This is a genomic window from Stappia sp., assembly GCF_048268045.1.
In the GTDB taxonomy this organism is placed as follows: domain Bacteria; phylum Pseudomonadota; class Alphaproteobacteria; order Rhizobiales; family Stappiaceae; genus Stappia.
Window position 1 is genome coordinate 252944 of sequence record NZ_JBLWWG010000001.1, and the last position, 16991, is coordinate 269934.

At 67.7% G+C, this 16991-nt stretch carries 14 protein-coding genes; 6 read left to right on the plus strand and 8 right to left on the minus strand.

Annotated elements, in window-relative coordinates; genetic code table 11:
* The first annotated feature begins 125 nt into the window (after positions 1–125).
* The 4 genes from ACN0WF_RS01185 to ACN0WF_RS01200 all read left to right on the plus strand — a co-directional run bounded on the left by ACN0WF_RS01185 (position 126) and on the right by ACN0WF_RS01200 (position 5727).
* Positions 126–1088 (plus strand): LysR family transcriptional regulator, encoded by a 963-nt coding sequence (locus ACN0WF_RS01185; RefSeq protein ID WP_417770935.1) that lies wholly within the window; start codon positions 126–128, stop codon positions 1086–1088.
* 65 nt (positions 1089–1153) lie between these two features.
* Positions 1154–2320, plus strand: coding sequence for an acetylornithine deacetylase (argE, locus tag ACN0WF_RS01190; protein WP_417770936.1), 1167 nt, complete (start codon positions 1154–1156; stop codon positions 2318–2320).
* Positions 2317–3282 carry a succinylglutamate desuccinylase/aspartoacylase domain-containing protein gene (locus tag ACN0WF_RS01195; RefSeq protein WP_417770937.1) on the plus strand — a complete coding sequence of 322 codons (966 nt, stop codon included), beginning with the start codon at positions 2317–2319 and terminating at the stop codon, positions 3280–3282. Before argE ends, ACN0WF_RS01195 begins: the two co-directional genes overlap by 4 nt.
* Before the next feature lie 258 nt (positions 3283–3540).
* On the plus strand, positions 3541–5727 hold the full coding sequence (locus ACN0WF_RS01200) for an anthranilate synthase component I (protein ID WP_417770938.1): 2187 nt from the start codon (positions 3541–3543) through the stop codon (positions 5725–5727).
* A 99-nt stretch (positions 5728–5826) separates the two neighbouring features.
* On the opposite strand, the gene ACN0WF_RS01205 is transcribed toward ACN0WF_RS01200, so the two are convergent.
* The 6 genes from ACN0WF_RS01205 to ACN0WF_RS01230 all read right to left on the minus strand — a co-directional run bounded on the left by ACN0WF_RS01205 (position 5827) and on the right by ACN0WF_RS01230 (position 11448).
* Positions 5827–6270 carry a RidA family protein gene (locus ACN0WF_RS01205; RefSeq protein ID WP_417770939.1) on the minus strand — a complete coding sequence of 148 codons (444 nt, stop codon included), beginning with the start codon at positions 6268–6270 and terminating at the stop codon, positions 5827–5829.
* A 31-nt stretch (positions 6271–6301) separates the two neighbouring features.
* Positions 6302–7954, minus strand: a complete 1653-nt coding sequence (locus tag ACN0WF_RS01210) for a benzoate-CoA ligase family protein (protein ID WP_417770940.1) — start codon at positions 7952–7954, stop codon at positions 6302–6304.
* 61 nt (positions 7955–8015) lie between these two features.
* A complete protein-coding gene (locus ACN0WF_RS01215) occupies positions 8016–9215 on the minus strand; it encodes an acyl-CoA dehydrogenase family protein (RefSeq protein ID WP_417770941.1) in 1200 nt (399 codons plus the stop codon).
* Positions 9216–9224: 9 nt separating this feature from the next.
* A complete protein-coding gene (locus ACN0WF_RS01220) occupies positions 9225–10091 on the minus strand; it encodes an enoyl-CoA hydratase family protein (RefSeq protein ID WP_417770942.1) in 867 nt (288 codons plus the stop codon).
* Positions 10084–10668 carry a MarR family winged helix-turn-helix transcriptional regulator gene (locus ACN0WF_RS01225; protein ID WP_417770943.1) on the minus strand — a complete coding sequence of 195 codons (585 nt, stop codon included), beginning with the start codon at positions 10666–10668 and terminating at the stop codon, positions 10084–10086. Before ACN0WF_RS01225 ends, ACN0WF_RS01220 begins: the two co-directional genes overlap by 8 nt.
* Positions 10669–10677: 9 nt before the next feature.
* Entirely contained in the window at positions 10678–11448 is a 771-nt protein-coding gene (locus tag ACN0WF_RS01230; RefSeq protein WP_417770944.1) for an SDR family NAD(P)-dependent oxidoreductase, read from the minus strand.
* A 311-nt stretch (positions 11449–11759) separates the two neighbouring features.
* Between ACN0WF_RS01230 and ACN0WF_RS01235 the strand changes: the two genes are divergently transcribed.
* Positions 11760–14099, plus strand: a complete 2340-nt coding sequence (locus ACN0WF_RS01235; protein WP_417770945.1) for a bifunctional salicylyl-CoA 5-hydroxylase/oxidoreductase — start codon at positions 11760–11762, stop codon at positions 14097–14099.
* Positions 14100–14200: 101 nt separating this feature from the next.
* The gene (locus ACN0WF_RS01240) at positions 14201–14674 is read left to right on the plus strand and encodes a DUF1203 domain-containing protein (RefSeq protein WP_417770946.1); all 474 of its coding nucleotides are present in this window, start codon (positions 14201–14203) and stop codon (positions 14672–14674) included.
* 16 nt (positions 14675–14690) lie between these two features.
* On the opposite strand, the gene ACN0WF_RS01245 is transcribed toward ACN0WF_RS01240, so the two are convergent.
* Both ACN0WF_RS01245 and ACN0WF_RS01250 read right to left on the minus strand, forming a co-directional pair.
* Complete coding sequence (locus tag ACN0WF_RS01245) at positions 14691–15302, minus strand: ABC-type transport auxiliary lipoprotein family protein (protein WP_417770947.1); 612 nt, start codon at positions 15300–15302, stop codon at positions 14691–14693.
* A 38-nt stretch (positions 15303–15340) separates the two neighbouring features.
* Positions 15341–16990 carry an MlaD family protein gene (locus tag ACN0WF_RS01250; RefSeq protein ID WP_417770948.1) on the minus strand — a complete coding sequence of 550 codons (1650 nt, stop codon included), beginning with the start codon at positions 16988–16990 and terminating at the stop codon, positions 15341–15343.
* Position 16991 lies beyond the last annotated feature (1 nt).

Sequence of the window (16991 nt, forward strand, 5' to 3'; positions counted from 1 at the left end):
GGGAGGTCCCGACCGGTGCCGTTTGCGGATTGGCCTGCGCCATCCACGGCTTGTCGGAAAGGCTATTATGCGATTTAATGATCGACAAATGAAAAACGATACCTTCCACGCATAGACCTATTCTCGTGACAAATACCGAGTATCTTGAGCAGCCCGCGCCGCGTCGCGTGGGCGAGAACTTCCAGCGCGGCGGACTGACCCTCCGGGAGCTTGAGGTGCTGCGCGCGGTGATCAGCGAAGGCAAGACGACCGCCGCCGCCCACCGGCTCGGCATCTCCCAGCCTGCTGTCAGCCGCGCCGTCGCCCAGCTTGAGGCCCGCCTTGGGCGTAAGCTGTTCCTGCGCCATGGCAACCGCATCGAGCCAACGGCGGACGGCCTTGCCCTCAACGAGCAGATCGAGCCGATCTTCGCCACCCTGGCGAGCCTTACGGCAAACGAGACCGACCGGCCCAATCCGCGCCGTCTGCGCATCTGCGCGCCGCCGACCCTGGCCCACCGGCTGGTGACGCGGCTGATCGCCGGCTTCCTGCGCGAGAACCCGGACGCCTCGGTCCATCTGGAGATCGGCATGTCGGCCAATGTCACGGCCGCCGTCGCCGACGAAAACGCGGACCTGGGCATCGGCGACGGGCGTATCCGCCACGACGGGCTGCGCATGTACCCCTTCCGTCAGGCCGTCGCCCATGCCGCCATTCCACACCATCACCGGCTCGCCGGGCGCACCGAGATCGTGCCGGAGGACCTGGCCGGGGAGCCTTTCATCACGCTCACCCGGCGCTTCCATCAGCGCAATCTCTACGACCGGATCTTCTCCGAACGGGGTGTTGAGCGGAACATTCGCGCCGAAACGGCGACCAGCATCGCCGTGTGCGAGCTGGTGCGAGAGGGGGTCGGCATCGGCCTGGTCAACCCGTTCCCGGTCAACCTGCGCCCGGTCGAAGGCGTCGTCTTTCGCCCCTTCACCCCCCGCATCGACTATCTGACGCAGTTTTTCACACCTGCCGGCCCGGTGACGCCGATCGCGCAGAGTTTCATCGAGTACGCGCGCCGGACGGTCCCCGCCGACGCCTATTCACAGCCCGCCTGATGTTGACCTGACAGAGACGAACCCGCCTTGAAACCACCCGCCCGCAAGGGGCAAGAGGACACTCCATGTTGCAGAACGCCGCGCCGAAATCAGCCCAGATCCTGAAAGAGCTGGTTGCCTTCGACACCACCAGCCGGGGATCGAACCTCGCGCTCATCGCCCATGTGGAGGCCTTTCTCCATGCCCGTGGCGTGAAGACCGCCCGCGTTCTGGACGAGACCGGCGAAAAAGCCAACCTCCTGGCGACCGTCGGTCCCGCCGATGTGCCGGGCTATGTTCTCTCGGGCCACACCGACGTGGTTCCCGTCGACGGGCAGGAGTGGACCAGCCCGCCCTTCGAGCTGACGCTGCGCGACGACAAGCTCTACGGGCGCGGCTCCTGCGACATGAAAGGCTTCCTCGCCTGCTGCCTCGCCCGTGTGGACGACATGTTGGCCGCCCCGCTCAAGGCTCCCATCCACCTCGCCTTCTCCTATGACGAGGAGGTCGGCTGCAAGGGCGTTCCGAGCCTGATCGAGAAGATGATCGAGACGCTGCCGCGCCCGCGCGCCTGTTTCGTCGGCGAGCCGACCGAGATGCAGGTGGTGCTTGGCCACAAGTCGAAGCGCTCCTACCGGGCCATTGTCACCGGCCTGACCTGCCATTCCTCGCTTGCCCCGCACGGCGTCAATGCGGTCGACTATGCCGCGGAGCTGATCCTGAAGATCCGCGACATGGGCCGCGTGCTCGCCGAAGGGGCCTCCGATCCGCTTTACGACGTCGCCGTCAGCACCGCCCACACCGGCATGTGCCATGGCGGCACGGCGCTCAACATCGTGCCGGACCGCTGCGAGATCGCCTTCGAGTTCCGCGTCCTGCCCTCGCAGGATGCCGACGCGCTGGTTGACGAGATCATGCGCTACGCCCGCGAGGAGATCGAGCCGGCGATGCAGGCGCGTTCCCCCGGGACCGGCATTGCCTTCGAACAGATTTCCAGCTTCCCCGGCCTCGACACGGCGCCGGACGCGGAGGTCACGGTGCTGGCCAAGCGCCTTGCCGGGCGCAACGATCACGCCAAGGTCGCCTTTGGCACCGAGGGCGGCCTCTTCCAGGAGATCGGCGCGATTCCGACCGTGGTCATCGGCCCGGGCAACATCGAGCAGGCGCACAAGGCCGACGAGTTCATCAAGGTCAGCGAGCTGGAGAAATGCGAGGCCTTCATCGGCAAGCTGATCGAGGAGGCCTGCGCATGACCGGCCTTCCGACCGCAGGCAGCATCCCGCTCGAACTCGAGAAGACGGACATTTCCGCCTATCTCACCGGCAACACCGGTATTCGCGGCGTCACCACCTTCGACAGCGGCAAGCCCGGCCCCCATGTGGCGATCACGGCGGTCGTCCATGGCAACGAGCTGTGCGGCCCTATCGCGCTCGACTGGCTGTTCCGCCAGCAGGTGCGCCCGGTCGCCGGCCGGCTCTCCCTCGCCTTCGTCAATCTCGACGCCTACGAGCTCTACGATCCGGCCGATCCCTTCGCCTCGCGCTGGGCGGATGAGGACATGAACCGCCTTTGGCAGGCCGAGACGCTGGACGACGACAGCACCCGCGAGCGCCGCCGCGCCCGCGAGCTGCGGCCCTTCGTGGACACGGTCGATTTGCTGCTCGACCTTCACTCGATGCAGAACGCGACCGACCCGCTGACCCTCTCCGGTCCCCTGGAAAAGGGCCGAGAGCTTGCCCGCGCCGTCGGCTATCCCGCTCTCGTGGTCACCGACAAGGGCCACGCCGCCGGCAAGCGCATGCGCGACTACGCCGGCTTCTCCGATCCGCAAAGCCCGAAGAACGCGCTGCTGGTGGAATGCGGCCAGCACTGGGAGAAGTCGAGCGCGGATGTCGCCCTCGCGACCTCGATCCGCTTTCTCCGTGCGACCGGCGTCGTGGATGCCGCCTTCGGAGCGGCGGAGCTTGCACGCATCGGCGCGCCCGCGCCGCAGAGTTTCATCGAGATTGTCGAGCCTGTCACGATCATGACCGACGACTTCCGCTTCGAGGGCGATTTCCTCGGCCAGGAAGTGATCGAGAAGGCCGGCACCGTGATCGCCCGCGACGGCGACAGGCCGATTGTCGCGCCGCACGACCGCACCGTCCTGATCATGCCGAGCAAGCGGCTTACGAAGGGCATGACCGCGGTGCGTCTCGGGCGTTTCGTCGAATGAGCCGCCGGGCGGCGCGCGGCTGACGCGGATTCCGCGTTGCGCGCGCCGCCCGCTTGCGCTAGTGAAAATGCCATGAGCACGATGATTGTCACGAACAGCGGTTGGTGGTGGCGCCTTTCATAAAGGGCGGCAACCGACAACGCGTGACCAGTCGTCACTCGAAAGATGAGGAAAGCCGCCGCGGGGTCCCGCCGGCGGCTTTGTCATTTCTGACCGCTGCAACAGCGGGTCCGGCGGCCGGATGAAGGAAGGCGGACAATGCAGCTGGGACGTGAAGAAACCTTCGTGACGAAGGGCGGTATCGGGGTGACGGTGACGGCGCGCGCCGCCGACTATTCCAAGGGCACGTCCCCCTGGATCGACCGGCTCGACGCCGAACGTGGCGCCGTCTTTTCCTCCTCCTACGAATATCCCGGGCGGTACACCCGCTGGGACATGGCGTTGGTCAATCCGCCGCTGGTGATCGAATCCCGCGCCCGCGACGTCAGCGTCACCGCGCTCAACGACCGCGGCCGGCTGCTGCTTCCCGCGATCCGCAAGACGCTCGACGCCCTGCCCGAGCTGGAGCGGCTCTCCGGCGACGACACCCGCCTGGAGATGCGGATCGCACCGGCCACCCGCGCCTTCTCGGAGGAGGAACGCTCGCGTCAGCCCTCCGTCTTTTCGGTGATCCGCGCCGTCAATGCGCTGTTTTCCTGCGACGACGCGCACCTCGGCCTCTATGGCGCCTTCGGCTACGATCTCGCCTTTCAGTTCGAGCCCATCGAGCTTGCGATGGAACGGCCCGACGACCAGCGCGACGTCGTCCTCTACCTTCCCGACGAGATCCTTCTGGTCGATCACTACGGCCGCAAGGCCCATGTGCTTGCCTATGAATTCTCCGTCGAGGGTAAGAGCACCGACGGCCTGCCGCGCGACGGCGCCAGCAACGTCTATCGCCCGGCCAACGAGGCCCCCGGCCGGGGCGACCACCAGCCCGGCGAATATGCCCGGCTGGTCGACGAGGCGAAGGCCTATTTCCGCCGCGGCGATCTGTTCGAGACCGTGCCCGGGCAGGTCTTCTACGAGGCCTGCCCGGCGACGCCCTCGGCCGTCTCCCGCCGCCTGCAGGAGATCAATCCCTCCCCTTACGGCTTCTTCATCAACCTCGGCAACGCGGAGTATCTCGTCGGCGCCAGCCCGGAAATGTACGTTCGCGTCTCCGGCGGTCGCCGGGTCGAGACCTGCCCGATCTCGGGCACAATCCGGCGCGGGCGCAACGCCATCGAGGACGAGGCGCAGATCCGCAAGCTCCTCAATTCCGCCAAGGACGAGGCGGAGCTCACCATGTGCTCCGACGTCGACCGCAACGACAAGAGCCGCATCTGCGTGCCCGGCTCGGTGCGCGTCATCGGCCGGCGGCAGATCGAGCTCTACTCGCGTCTGATCCACACCGTCGACCACATCGAGGGCACGCTGCGGGAGGACCTCGACGCGCTCGATGCCTTCCTGTCGCACACCTGGGCGGTGACGGTGACCGGCGCTCCCAAACGCTGGGCGATGGACTTCATCGAACGCCACGAGAAGAGCCCCCGCGCCTGGTATGGCGGCGCGATCGGCGCCATCCTCTTCAATGGCGACATGAACACCGGCCTGACGCTGCGCACCGTGCGCATCAAGGATGGCGTCGCCCAGATCCGGGCCGGCGCAACGCTGCTCTTCGACAGCGTGCCGGAAGACGAGGAGGCGGAGACCGAACTCAAGGCCGAGGCCATGCGCGCCGCCGTGCGCGAGGCCGGTCAGGGACGCGCCGCCGAAGCACTCGCGCGCGCCGAGGAGCCCGGCAAGGGACTGAAGATCCTGCTTGTCGATCACGAGGACAGCTTCGTCCACACGCTTGCCAACTACTTCCGCCAGACCGGCGCGGACGTTGTCACCTACCGCTCGCCGGTGGCCGACAGCGTCTTCCACGATGTCGCGCCCGACCTCGTCGTGCTCTCGCCCGGCCCCGGCAACCCGAAGGATTTCGACTGCGCCGCCACCATCGGCCGGGCCCGCGCCCGCGGCCTGCCGATCTTCGGCGTCTGCCTCGGCCTCCAGGCGCTCGCCGAGGGTCTCGGCGGCCGGCTCGCCCAGCTCGATATCCCGATGCACGGCAAACCCTCGCCGGTGCGCTTCACGCCCGACAGCCTGCTCTTCGCCGGCCTTTCCTCGCCGGTGACCGTCGGGCGCTACCATTCGCTGCACGCGGTCCGCGACGCCCTGCCGGCGGGCTTCCGCGTCACGGCGGAGACGGAAGACGGCATCGTCATGGCCATCGAGCATGAGGCGGAGCCCATCGCCGCGGTGCAGTTCCACCCGGAATCGATCATGTCCCTCGACCAGGAGGCAGGTCACCGCATCATCGTCAACGTGATCGAGCGCCTTCTCGACCGCCGGCAGGCGCCGCGCGCGGCCAACGGCTGAAGACACCGCGAATCGTTCATCGACGATGAGCGCAACGACACGAAAAAAGGCCCGGCAGAGCCACTGCCGGGCCTTTTTGCATGGATGGCGGCTGCCCTGTCAGACCGGCACGATGGCCGTGCCCTCGATCTCGACCATGGCCTCACGCTCGACCAGCGCCAGCACCTGCACGACAGCCATGGCCGGATAGTTCCGCCCCATGACGGCGCGATAGGCAGGGCCCAGTTCCTTCAGGCAGTTGCGATAGGCCTCGATGTCGGTGACATACCAGGTCAGCCGGGCGATGTGCTCCGGCCCGCCTCCGGCCGCACGCACCACGGCAACGACGTTTTCCAGCGTCTGGTGGATCTGGCCGACGAAATCCGTCGGAAAGGTCCCGTCGGGACGCCAGCCGATCTGGCCGCCTGTCAGCACATAGCGCCCCTCGCCCGCCATGCCGTTGGCATAGCCTCTCGGGATAGGCCAGCCCTCGGGCTGGAGCGGCGTCAGCGGCGAGGACGCGGGCTCGGCCACGGCGGCGGCGGTTTCGGCGGTCTTGGTCATTCGTTCATCCAGATCGTTGGCCCGGCCGATATCACGATGCGGCCTTGGCGTGAAGGGCGTCCTCGCCGTCCCGGGCGGCGATGTCGCGAAGGGCAAAGCGCTGCAGCTTGCCGGTTTCGGTGCGCGGCAGGCTGTCGACGAACTCGACAGCGCGCGGGTACTTGTAGGGAGCAAGCTCGGCCTTGATGTAATCCTGCAGCGCCTTCGCCAGCGCCGCGTCCCCCTGGACGCCGGGCTTGAGCACCACATAGGCCTTGACGATGCGCCCGCGATCGGGATCCGGCGCGCCGACGACGCCGCATTCGGCGACCGCCGGATGGGCCAGCAGCGTGCCCTCGACCTCGGGTCCGGCGATGTTGTAGCCAGCCGACACGATCATGTCGTCGGAGCGCGCCTGATACCAGAAATAGCCATCGGCATCGCGGATATAGGTGTCGCCGGTGACGTTCCAGCCATTGACGGCATAGACGGCCTGGCGGTCGTCGGCGAGATAGCGGCAGCCCGTTGGCCCGCGCACGGCAAGCTTCCCCGGCGTGCCGTCGGGCACCTCTTCGCCGTCGGGTCCGATCACCTTGGCCTCATAGCCCGGCACCGGCTTGCCGGTCGCCCCGGGGCGCACCTCGTCCTCGCGCGCGGCGATGAAGATATGCAGCATCTCCGTCGCGCCGATGCCGTCGAGGATCTTGATCCCGGTCGCCGCCAGCCAGTCGTCCCAGGTCGCCTTGGGCAGCGCTTCGCCAGCCGACACGCATTTGCGCAGCGACGAGAGATCCGCATCCCCCTTCTTGGCCAGGATCGCGCGATAGGCCGTCGGCGCGGTGAAGACGACGGTCGGCCGGAGTTCGGGTATCGCCTTCAGCAGTTCGTCCGGCCCGGCACGCTCCAGCAGGATCGCGCTTGCCCCGACGCGGAAGGGAAACAGAACCAGCCCGCCGAGGCCGAAGGTGAAGGCCAGCGGTGGCGAGCCGATGAAGACGTCGCTCTCCTGCGGCCTCAGCACTTCGCGCGCGTAGCAGTCGCAGATCGTCAGCATGTCGCGGTGAAAGTGCATGGTCGCCTTCGGCACGCCCGTCGTGCCGGAGGTGAAACCAAGCAGGCAGACATCGTCGGCCGCCGTGTCGCAGGCGCTGAACTCGGGCGAGGCATCGGCCATCAGCGCCTCGAGGCTGTCGGCGCTTCCCGACCCCGAATAGACAATGGTCTCAAGCCTGTCGGTGCGCGCCCGCGTCATCTCCATCTCGTCGGCAAGACGGTGGTCGCAGACGGCCAGCGAAAGCTCGGACTTGTCGACGATGACCGACAGCTCCTTGGCCCGCAGCAGCGGCATGGTGGCGACAACGATGCCGCCGGCCTTCAGGACGGCGAAATAGACAGCCACCATGGTCGGCGTGTTGGGAAAGCGCAGGAGCACGCGGTTGCCCGGCGCGAGAGCGAATTTCTCGACGAGCACATTGGCCATCCGGTTCACCTTCTCGGCGAGCTCGGCATAGGTCCAGCGTTCGTTGGGGCCGATCAGGGCGAGCTTGTCGCCGCGCCCCTCCTCGACATTGCGGTCGATCAGTTCGACCGCGCAGTTCATCCGCTCCGGATAGCCGAGGCGGTCGAGATTGATGAGGTCGGGCCACTGGTCGCGGGGCGGGAGGTTGTCCGCCGCGAAGGTATCGACATGAGCTGAGCGGGCCATCAGGCACTCCTTCTGGAAGGATCCGTCGGCCGGTTCTGCGCCGGCTCTGACGGGAAGTTCGTTACTCCGCCGCCGCAGCGGCGGAGCAGCGGGCTGCGTGGTCGGCCACCGCCTGACGGGCGATGACGACCTTCTGGATTTCCGTTGCGCCCTCGTAGATGCGCAACGCGCGCACGTCGCGGTAAAGCTCCTCCACCTTTGTGCCCGTGCGCACACCGTGACCGCCGTGCAACTGCACGGCGCGGTCGACGACCTTCTGGGCGTTCTCGGTCGCCACCATCTTGGCAAGTGCCGCCTCGCGGGTGACGCGGGCGGCCCCCATGTCCTTGGTCCATGCGGCGCGGTAGACGAGAAGGGCCGCCGCATCCACGTCGGCGACCATCTCGGCCAGCGAGGCTTGCGTCATCTGCAGATCGGAAAGCGGCGCGCCGAAAAGCTGGCGCGTCGTCGTGTGCTGGAGCGTCTCGTCAAGCGCGCGGCGGGCGAAACCGAGCGCCGCCGCCCCGACCGTCGAGCGGAAAATGTCGAGCGTCGCCATGGCGACCTTGAAGCCCTCGCCGCCTCTGCCGAGCCGTGCCGAGACCGGCACGCGCACGCCATCGAAGGCGAGCGTCGCAAGCGGATGCGGCGCGGTGGTCTCGATGCGCTCCTTCACGCGGAACCCGGGCACGTCCGCGTCGACCACGAAGGCGGAGAGCCCGCGCGCGCCCGCCGCCTCGCCGGTGCGGGCGAAGACGATGTAGTGATCGGCGATGCCGCCGTTGGAGATCCAGGTCTTCTCTCCGGTGATGCGCACATGGTCCGGCCCGTCCGGCTCGGCCACGGTCGCAAGGGCGGCCACGTCCGAGCCCGCCTCGGGTTCCGAAAGCGCGAAGGCGGCGATCTTCTCGCCGCGGGCGACCGGAGGCAGGTAGCGCGCCTTGATCTCCTCGGATCCCGCAAGCGAGATCGAGCCGGTGCCGAGCCCCTGCATGGCGAAGGCGAAATCGGCAAGCCCGTGATGGCGGGCCAGCGTCTCGCGGGCAATGCACAGGCTGCGCACGTCGAGCCGCTCGTGCAGGCCGCCGAAGGCCGCCGGCACGGCCGCCCGCAACAACCCGGCGCGGCCGAGCGCCGCGACCAGCTTGCGGCAGGACCCGTCGACATCGTGATGGTCGGCCAGTCCGGCGACCTCGGCCGCGGCGAAGGCTTCCACCTCGTCGGCGAAGGCCCTGTGCCCGGCGTCGAAGAACGGCCAGTCGAGAAAGCTCTTGTCCGTCATGGCCGCTCCTCAGTTCCCCTCGAATACGGGCTTGCGCTTGGCGGCAAAGGCCTCGAATGCGCGGCGATAGTCCTTGGTCTTCATGCACACGGCCTGGGCCATGGCTTCAGCCTCGATCGCCTGGTCGATGGACATGTCCCACTCCATGTGGAGCATCCGCTTGGTGACGGAATTGGCGAAGGTCGGACCGGCGGACAGCGTGTCGGCGAGCGCCCGCGCATCGCCAAGCACCTCCTCCGGTGTCGACAGCCGGTTGAAGAAGCCCCAGCGCTCGCCTTCCTCTCCGCTCATCACCCGGCCTGTGTAGAGCAGCTCGGAAGCCCGCCCCTGGCCGATGATGCGCGGCAGGATGGCGCAAGCGCCCATGTCGCAGCCGGCAAGGCCGACCTTGTTGAACAGAAAGGCGACCTTGGCGCCCGCCGTCGCCACCCGCAGGTCGGAGGCCATGGCAATGATCGCGCCGGCGCCAACGCAGACGCCGTCGACCGCCGCCACGATCGGCTGCGGACAGGCGCGCATCGCCTTGACCAGCTCGCCGGTCATGCGCGTGAACTGCATGATGCCCGGCATGTCGCGGGACAGAAGCGGCTCGATGATCTCGAACACATCGCCGCCGGAGCAGAAATTGCCGCCGGCACCGGTGATCACCACCGTCTTGACCTCCTCGTCGAACTGAAGCGCGCGGAACAGGTCGCGCAGCTCCGCGTAGGACTGGAAGGTCAGCGGGTTCTTGCGCTCCGGACGGTTGAGCGTGATCAGCGCGGTCTTGCCCTCCACCTCAAGCTTGAAGTGCACGGGCACATAGTCACGCACCGGTAGCGTGATGGCGTAAGTTTCCTGCGGCGCGGGCGCAGATGCGGTCAGGGCGTCAGCCATTCGGTGTTTCCTCGTCCCCTCGGGTGTCCTGCGTCGCCGTGGCCGGCTTCAGTGCCGCAGCCATCGCCGACGCCTTTGTCTTTGCCAGGAGCCGCATGAGCGCCTCCATGTCGGCCGGCTCCAGCCCGGCGAAGATCTCTCCGATCCAGTCGCCATGGGCATGCGCCATGCCCTCGAAGCTCGCGCGCCCCGCCGCCGTCAGGCTGACCAGCGCCGAGCGCCGGTCGCCGGGGGCCGGGCGACGCTCCACCAGCCCGTCCTGGACGAGCCGCTCCACGAGGCCCGTGACATTGCCCGCCGACACCATCATGCGTCGCGAAAGCTCGCCCAGCGTCAGGCCGTCCTGGGTGCGCTCGAGCTGCGCCATCAGGTCAAACCGCGGCAAGGTCACGTCGAATTCGGCGCGAAGCTGCGAGCGGATATCCGTCTCGATCAGGTTGGCGCAGGTCAGAAGCCTCAGCCACAGGCGAAGCTCCGTCTGGTGATCGCCGTCGCCATGAAGGCGGGTCTCGGCATCGAGCGTCACGCCCGCATGCGCAAGCGCGCCTGCCTCGGAAACTGGGGTCCGTTCATCCATCGCCAGGCCTCACATCACTTCGCCGCCGGCGACTGCCAGCGACTGGCCGGTCACCGAACGCGCCCGCGCGCCGACAAGCCATGCCACCGCGTCCGCCACCTCGTCCGGGTCGACAAGCCGCTTTTGCGGGTTGTCGCGCACCATGTCGGCGATGATCGCCGCCTCGTCCCGGCCCGTCTTCTCACGGATCTTCGCCACGCTGTCGCGCACCAGGTCGGTGTCGGCGAAGCCCGGGCAGACCGCGTTGACCGTCACCCCGGTTTCCGCCGTCTCCAGCGCCAGCGCCCGCGTCAGCCCGACGACCGCATGTTTCGCCGCCACATAGGCGGAGACATAGCGATAGCCCTTGAGGCCCGCCGTCGAGGCAACATTGACGATCCGCCCCTCTCCCGCGTCGATCATGCCGGGAAGCACCGCCTGGCAGGCAGTGACGACGCTGTCGAGGTTGACCGAGATCATGCGCGAGAAACGCTCGGGCGAGGTTTTCAGGAAGGGCGCGCTTTCCGCCTGCCCGGCATTGTTGACGAGGATCGCCACCGGACCGAGACGGCTTTCCGCCTGCCGGATCGCGCCGGTCAGCCCGTCGCGATCGGTCACATCGGCGCCCGCGAAACCAGCGGCGCCGATCTCGCGCGCCATCGCTTCCGCCCGCCCCGCGTCGCGTCCGAGGATCGTCACGCTGGCGCCCTCGGCCACCAGGCGACGGGCAATCGCAAGCCCGATGCCGCGCGTGCCACCGGTCACGAAGGCGTGACGGCCATGAAGCGAAGCCTGTGCCAACCTGTCTCTCCCGCTTGCCGGGCCATGATGCGCCGGCTGCCCGCCTGCTGCTTCGTTGCGGATCCCGAAAGCGATCCAGAACGGCATTGCGCGTCGAATTATTTTAAGCTTAAAATATCTCCGACGGGGACGCAAGCATGTCCATCGCGAGGGCGGCCGCCAGAGGGAACCTTCCGGGGAACCCGGCGCGGCCGGGACATGGCACGGCGACAACGAACCGGCGCCGGAGCACGGGACAACCGGGCACGGACGCCAGAGGGGACGAGCCAGGCAGGCCGGAAGGGCCGCCATGGCCACGGAAGGAAAATGCCATGCGGATCGAAATCATCGGCGGAGGCCCGGCCGGCCTCTATTTCGCAATCCTGATGAAAAAGGCGCAGCCGGGCGCGCGGATCACTGTCCACGAGCGCAACCGCGCCGACGACACCTTCGGCTTCGGCGTCGTCTTCTCAGACCAGACGCTTGAGACCTTCGAGCGCTACGACAGCGAAAGCTACCGGGCGATCACCGAGAATTTCGCCTATTGGGACGACATCTCGATCAACTACAAGGGCGCCTCCTACCGCGTCGGCGGCAACGGCTTTTGCGGCTGCTCGCGTCGCACGCTGCTGCTTCTCCTCCAGGAGCGGGCCCGGGCGCTTGGCGTCGAGATGCACTTCGAGGCCGATGTCAGCGATCTCGGCCAGTTTGCCGGCGCCGACCTGATCGTTGCCGCGGACGGCATCAACTCGGCCATCCGCGAGGCCAACCGCGATCATTTTCAGCCCTCCGTCGACCTGCGCCCCAACAAGTTCACCTGGATGGGCTCGACCAAGCCGCTCGACGCCTTCACCTTCCATTTCAAGGAAACGGAACACGGCATCTTCATCGCCCACGCCTATCAGTATGAGCCCGGCCGCTCGACCTGGGTGCTGGAGACCGATCCGCAGACCTTCGAGAATGCCGGCATCGGCGCGATGAGCGAGCAGGAGTCCGCCGACTTCCTCGAAGAGGTCTTCGCCGAGGAACTCGACGGCCACAAGCTGCTCATCAACCGCTCCATGTGGCGCAACTTCCCGATGATCCGCAACGCCCGCTCGACGATGGACAATGTCGTGCTGCTGGGCGACGCCAAGTCGACGGCGCATTTCTCCATCGGCTCCGGCACCAAGCTTGCCATGGAAGACGCCATCGCCCTCTACGAGAGCCTGCGCCGGACCTCCTCGGTCGCCGGAGCGCTCGCCGACTTCGAGGACACCCGCCGCGAGGAGGTCGAGAAGACCCAGCATGCCGCCGACGTGTCGCTCGTCTGGTTCGAGCATGTGAAACGCTACTGGCACATGGACCCGGTCACCTTCGCCTTCGGCGTGATGACCCGCTCCAAGGCGATCACCTATGACAATCTCGAGCTGCGCGCTCCCGGCTTCGTCGCCGACGCCACCCGCGCCTTCGCCGAGAAGGTCCGCGCCTCCGGCCTCGACGTCGATACGAAGAACCCGGTCGTTCCCGCCTTCCAGCCACTGCGGTTGCGCGACATGCAGGTGGCCAACCGCCTCGTCGTCTCGCCCATGTGCATGTATTCCGCCGTCGACGGCGTGCCGCAGGACTTTCACCTCGTCCACTATGGCGCCCGCGCCATCGGCGGCGCCGGCCTCGTCTTCACCGAGATGACCTGCGTCTCGCCGACCGCGCGCATCACGCCGGGCTGCACCGGCCTTTGGAACGACGATCAGGAAGCCGCCTGGACCCGCATCGTCGACTTCATCCACGGCCAGTCCGCCGCGAAGGTCTGCCTGCAGCTCGGCCACGCCGGCCGCAAGGGCGCCTCGAAGCTGATGTGGGAGGGCATGGACCGCCCGCTTCCCGCCGAGGAAGCGTGGCCGATCCTCTCCGCCTCCGCCCTGCCCTACTATCCCGAGAGCCAGGTGCCGAAGGCGATGGAGCGGGCCGACATGGACGCGGTGAAGGCGGATTTCGTCGCCTCCGTCGAGCGCGCCATCCGCTGCGGCTTCGACATGATCGAGCTGCACTGCGCCCACGGCTACCTGCTCGCCAGCTTCCTGTCGCCGGTTACCAACGAGCGCACGGATGAATACGGCGGCGCGCTGGAGAACCGCCTGCGCTTCCCGCTCGAGGTCTTCGACGCGATGCGCGCCGCCTGGCCGAAGGAGAAGCCGATGTCGGTGCGCGTCTCGGCCACCGACTGGATCGAGGGAGGCATCAGCGCCGACGACAGCGTCGGGATCGCACGCGCCTTCGCCGCGGCAGGCGCCGATCTGGTCGACGTCTCCACCGGCCAGACCAGCCCGAAGAGCGCACCGGTCTACGGCCGCATGTTCCAGACCTCCTTCGCCGACCAGATCCGCAACGAGGCGGAGGTTGCCACCATGGCGGTCGGGGCCATCACCACGGCCGACCAGGCGAATACGATCCTCGCCGCGGGGCGCGCCGATCTCGTCGCCCTTGGCCGCCCGCATCTGGCCGACCCGGCGTTCGCGTTGCGCGCCGCCGGCGACTATGGCGCGGGCGAGATCTTCGCGCCGAAACAGTACCAGCCGGGCAAGTTCCAGCTCATGCGCAACGCCGAACGCGCCCGCGAGGAGTTGAAGGAACTGAAGATCAAGGCCAAGCCCAAGACCCACAACCCGGCCTTCCGCGAGGCGGCCGAGTAACTCTTGGCGTCAGGCACGGGCGGCTCGCAAATCGGGTCGCCCGCGCGCTGCTCTCCTCCTAGGCCTCCTGAGTTCCCCCGGGCACCAACAGGAGACCTCACATGACCGACATCCGCTTCGTCGCCCTCGACAGCGCCACCGCCGCCCGCTACCGCGACGGCGCCTTCGATGCCAACGGCCAGGCGCCGGAGCGGCGCATCTGCGCGGAAGGCGGCCTGCCCTGCCGCCACTGTCTGCGCCACATTCCGATCGGCGCGCCGTACCTGATCCTGGCGCTGCGCCCCTTCACCACGCTTCAGCCCTATGCGGAACTCGGGCCGATCTTCCTCTGCGCGGACCCTTGCGAGCGCCACACGGATACGGCCGAGTTGCCGGAGATGTTCGCGCGCGGCGACCGCTACATGCTGCGCGGCTATTCCGCCGACGAGCGGATCATCTATGGCACGGGGGATGTGGTGGAGGTTCCGGCGATCGCGGCGCGCGCGGCCGAGTTGCTCGCCCGCGACGACGTCGCCTTCGTGCACATGCGCTCGGCGCGCAACAACTGCTATCAGGCCCGCATCGACAGGGCGTAACGCCCCGCCGCCTGCCTCACACGTTGGCAAGCACCCAGGCGGCAAGCTCGGAGAGCACGCCGTCGGCGGCCGCGTTCATCGCCTTGACCGCATCTCCGACGGCCACGCCGGAGGCGGGAACCTCGGCACGGAAAACGCGGCTCGCCTTGGTGCGGCCATTGCGGTCGTTGACGAGGCGGGCCATCAGCTCGACCACCGCCCGGTCCTGCCCGTCGACGTGAAGCTCGAAGGAGCGCAGGTCCGTCTGCAGCTGGTAATCGATCAGCAGCCCCTCGCCGGGCAGGCCGACGCCGCGCAGCCCGCGCGTATTCTCGAGCGTCTGGACGATCTTCGCCTGCAGCACCTTGGGCAGCGTGTCGGTCCAGGCGGCCTTTGGGAAATAGGTGTAGACCGGACCCGTATCGACGACGGCGATGGAGACCGTGTCGAGCGCCTGCAGCGCGCGCGGCGGCGGCACCAGGAGCTGGATGGAACGCCCGCCGGACCGGCTCGCGACATCGCTCGCCGCCGGCGCCGTCAGCCCGTAATAGGCATCCGGCGCGGAACTGGAGGCACAGCCGCCGAGCACAACGGCAAGGGCCAGTGCGCCAATCCGCCAGGCATGCGCAGCCCTGCTCCCGCTTCGCATCGCCCGCCCCGTCATCTCCAACTCCAGCCCCGCCCTGCTCATCGCCGTTGCGCCCCGTTGAAGGTCGGCTTGTCCGACCCGCCGAAGATCACCCGCTGCGGATCGCGGTTGATGCTCTCGACCGTGCGCTGGATCTCCACCAGCGTCCGGTTCAGCTGCGCCATGGCATTTCCGAAATCGGCCGCGCCGCGCGTCGTGAAGCGCTCCAGGCCGGATGTGATCGGGCCGACCCGCTCGGCCAGCACGTCCGCCACCTTGCGGATCGCGGCCGCTGCCTTGGTGGCTTCCTTGATCAGCCCTTCGCCGTCGCCGTCGACCATCGTGTCGACCTTGTCGACCATCGCCTGCAGGCGCGTGCCGGTGGCGTTGAGCTTGGAGGCAAGCTCGCGCGCGTCGCGCATGATCTGGTCGACCTCCGGCCCGCGCCCCTTCAGGCTCTGCGAGAATTCGCTGACGTTGGCGATTGCCTCGCCGGCCCGGTCGATGGCCGTCGTCACCGTGTCGGTGCGCGTCGACAGGCCCTCGGTGAACGTCTCGACCGAGGAAACCACCTTGGACACCCGCTCCGGATCGATCGCAGCGATCACCTGGTCGACCTTGTCGACGGCGGAGTTCAGCCGGGTCGCGAGCGCCCGCGCCTCGGTGATGATCTCGCCGATGTCCTCGCGCCTGTCGGCGGCGACCTGGCTGACGCTCTCGATGTTGTCCATCGTCCTGGTCGTGGAAACGACCAGCCTGTCGAGGTCGTCGCTGCGCGCCTTCAGCATGTTGGTGAAGCTCGCCACCCCGTCGACGATGTCCTGCACCGCCTTGGGCTGAACGCTTGCCACAAGCTTGTCGACCTTGGCGAGGCTTTCCGAAAGCCCGGCGGCGAAGCTCTGCAACTCCGCGGCCGCCTTCTCCGCATCGTCCATCAGCCCGACGAGGCCGTCGGAGGCCTTGGCCACCTTGGAGGTCACCTCGGAGGCATCGTTGATGATCTGGGCCACCTTGTCGCGCGGCACCGCGTCGACAATCTCGGTCGCGCTGTCGACCAGCCCTTCCAGGCGGCCCGAAAGCTTGGTCAGCGCGTCGCCGGTCGCCGCGACGCTCTTCATGAAGGTGTCGACGCTGTCGGCGTTGGCCGCCAACGAGTCGGAGAAGATCCGCGCATTGTGGATGATCTGATTGATATCGCCGCGGTTGTCGTTGACCACGTTCTCGATCGAGGCCAGCGTCGTGTCCGCCCGGGTGAGAATGTCACGCGCGCCCTCGACGATGTCCTCGAAGGCGGAGCGCTCGGCCTGGATCACCGGGATGGTGTCGGAATTGGGATCGAGCAGCAGCGGTGCTGTGTTGCTGCCGCCGGACAGATCCACATAGGCGATGCCGGAGAGCGTCTGGAACCCGAGCGTCGCCTTCACGTCCTTGCGCAGCGGCGTGGTCGGGTTGACGCGAATGGTGGCGATGACGACGGAAGGGTCCTTGGAATCGAAGCCCAGCGCGCCGACGTCACCTACCTTGATGCCGTTGAAATTGACCGCGCCGCCCACGGAAAGCCCGGTCACCGCGCCGTTGAACACCACCTTGACCGGCAGCGCGCGCGGCCCCTCGGAACGCGCGCCAAGCCAGTAGATGAAGACAAAGCCGACGAACAGCGTGATAAAGACGAACGCGCCGATAATGATATAGTTCGCGCGGGTTTCCATG

Bases quoted from the DNA above. Each gene is read 5' to 3' on its own strand.
- argE (WP_417770936.1), top strand. From the start codon at position 1,154: ATGTTGCAGAACGCCGCGCCGAAATCAGCCCAGATCCTGAAAGAGCTG.
- ACN0WF_RS01195 (WP_417770937.1), top strand. From the start codon at position 2,317: ATGACCGGCCTTCCGACCGCAGGCAGCATCCCGCTCGAACTCGAGAAG.
- ACN0WF_RS01200 (WP_417770938.1), top strand. From the start codon at position 3,541: ATGCAGCTGGGACGTGAAGAAACCTTCGTGACGAAGGGCGGTATCGGG.
- ACN0WF_RS01205 (WP_417770939.1), bottom strand. From the start codon at position 6,270: ATGACCAAGACCGCCGAAACCGCCGCCGCCGTGGCCGAGCCCGCGTCC.
- ACN0WF_RS01210 (WP_417770940.1), bottom strand. From the start codon at position 7,954: ATGGCCCGCTCAGCTCATGTCGATACCTTCGCGGCGGACAACCTCCCG.
- ACN0WF_RS01215 (WP_417770941.1), bottom strand. From the start codon at position 9,215: ATGACGGACAAGAGCTTTCTCGACTGGCCGTTCTTCGACGCCGGGCAC.
- ACN0WF_RS01220 (WP_417770942.1), bottom strand. From the start codon at position 10,091: ATGGCTGACGCCCTGACCGCATCTGCGCCCGCGCCGCAGGAAACTTAC.
- ACN0WF_RS01225 (WP_417770943.1), bottom strand. From the start codon at position 10,668: ATGGATGAACGGACCCCAGTTTCCGAGGCAGGCGCGCTTGCGCATGCG.
- ACN0WF_RS01235 (WP_417770945.1), top strand. From the start codon at position 11,760: ATGCGGATCGAAATCATCGGCGGAGGCCCGGCCGGCCTCTATTTCGCA.
- ACN0WF_RS01240 (WP_417770946.1), top strand. From the start codon at position 14,201: ATGACCGACATCCGCTTCGTCGCCCTCGACAGCGCCACCGCCGCCCGC.
- ACN0WF_RS01245 (WP_417770947.1), bottom strand. From the start codon at position 15,302: ATGCGAAGCGGGAGCAGGGCTGCGCATGCCTGGCGGATTGGCGCACTG.
- ACN0WF_RS01250 (WP_417770948.1), bottom strand. From the start codon at position 16,990: ATGGAAACCCGCGCGAACTATATCATTATCGGCGCGTTCGTCTTTATC.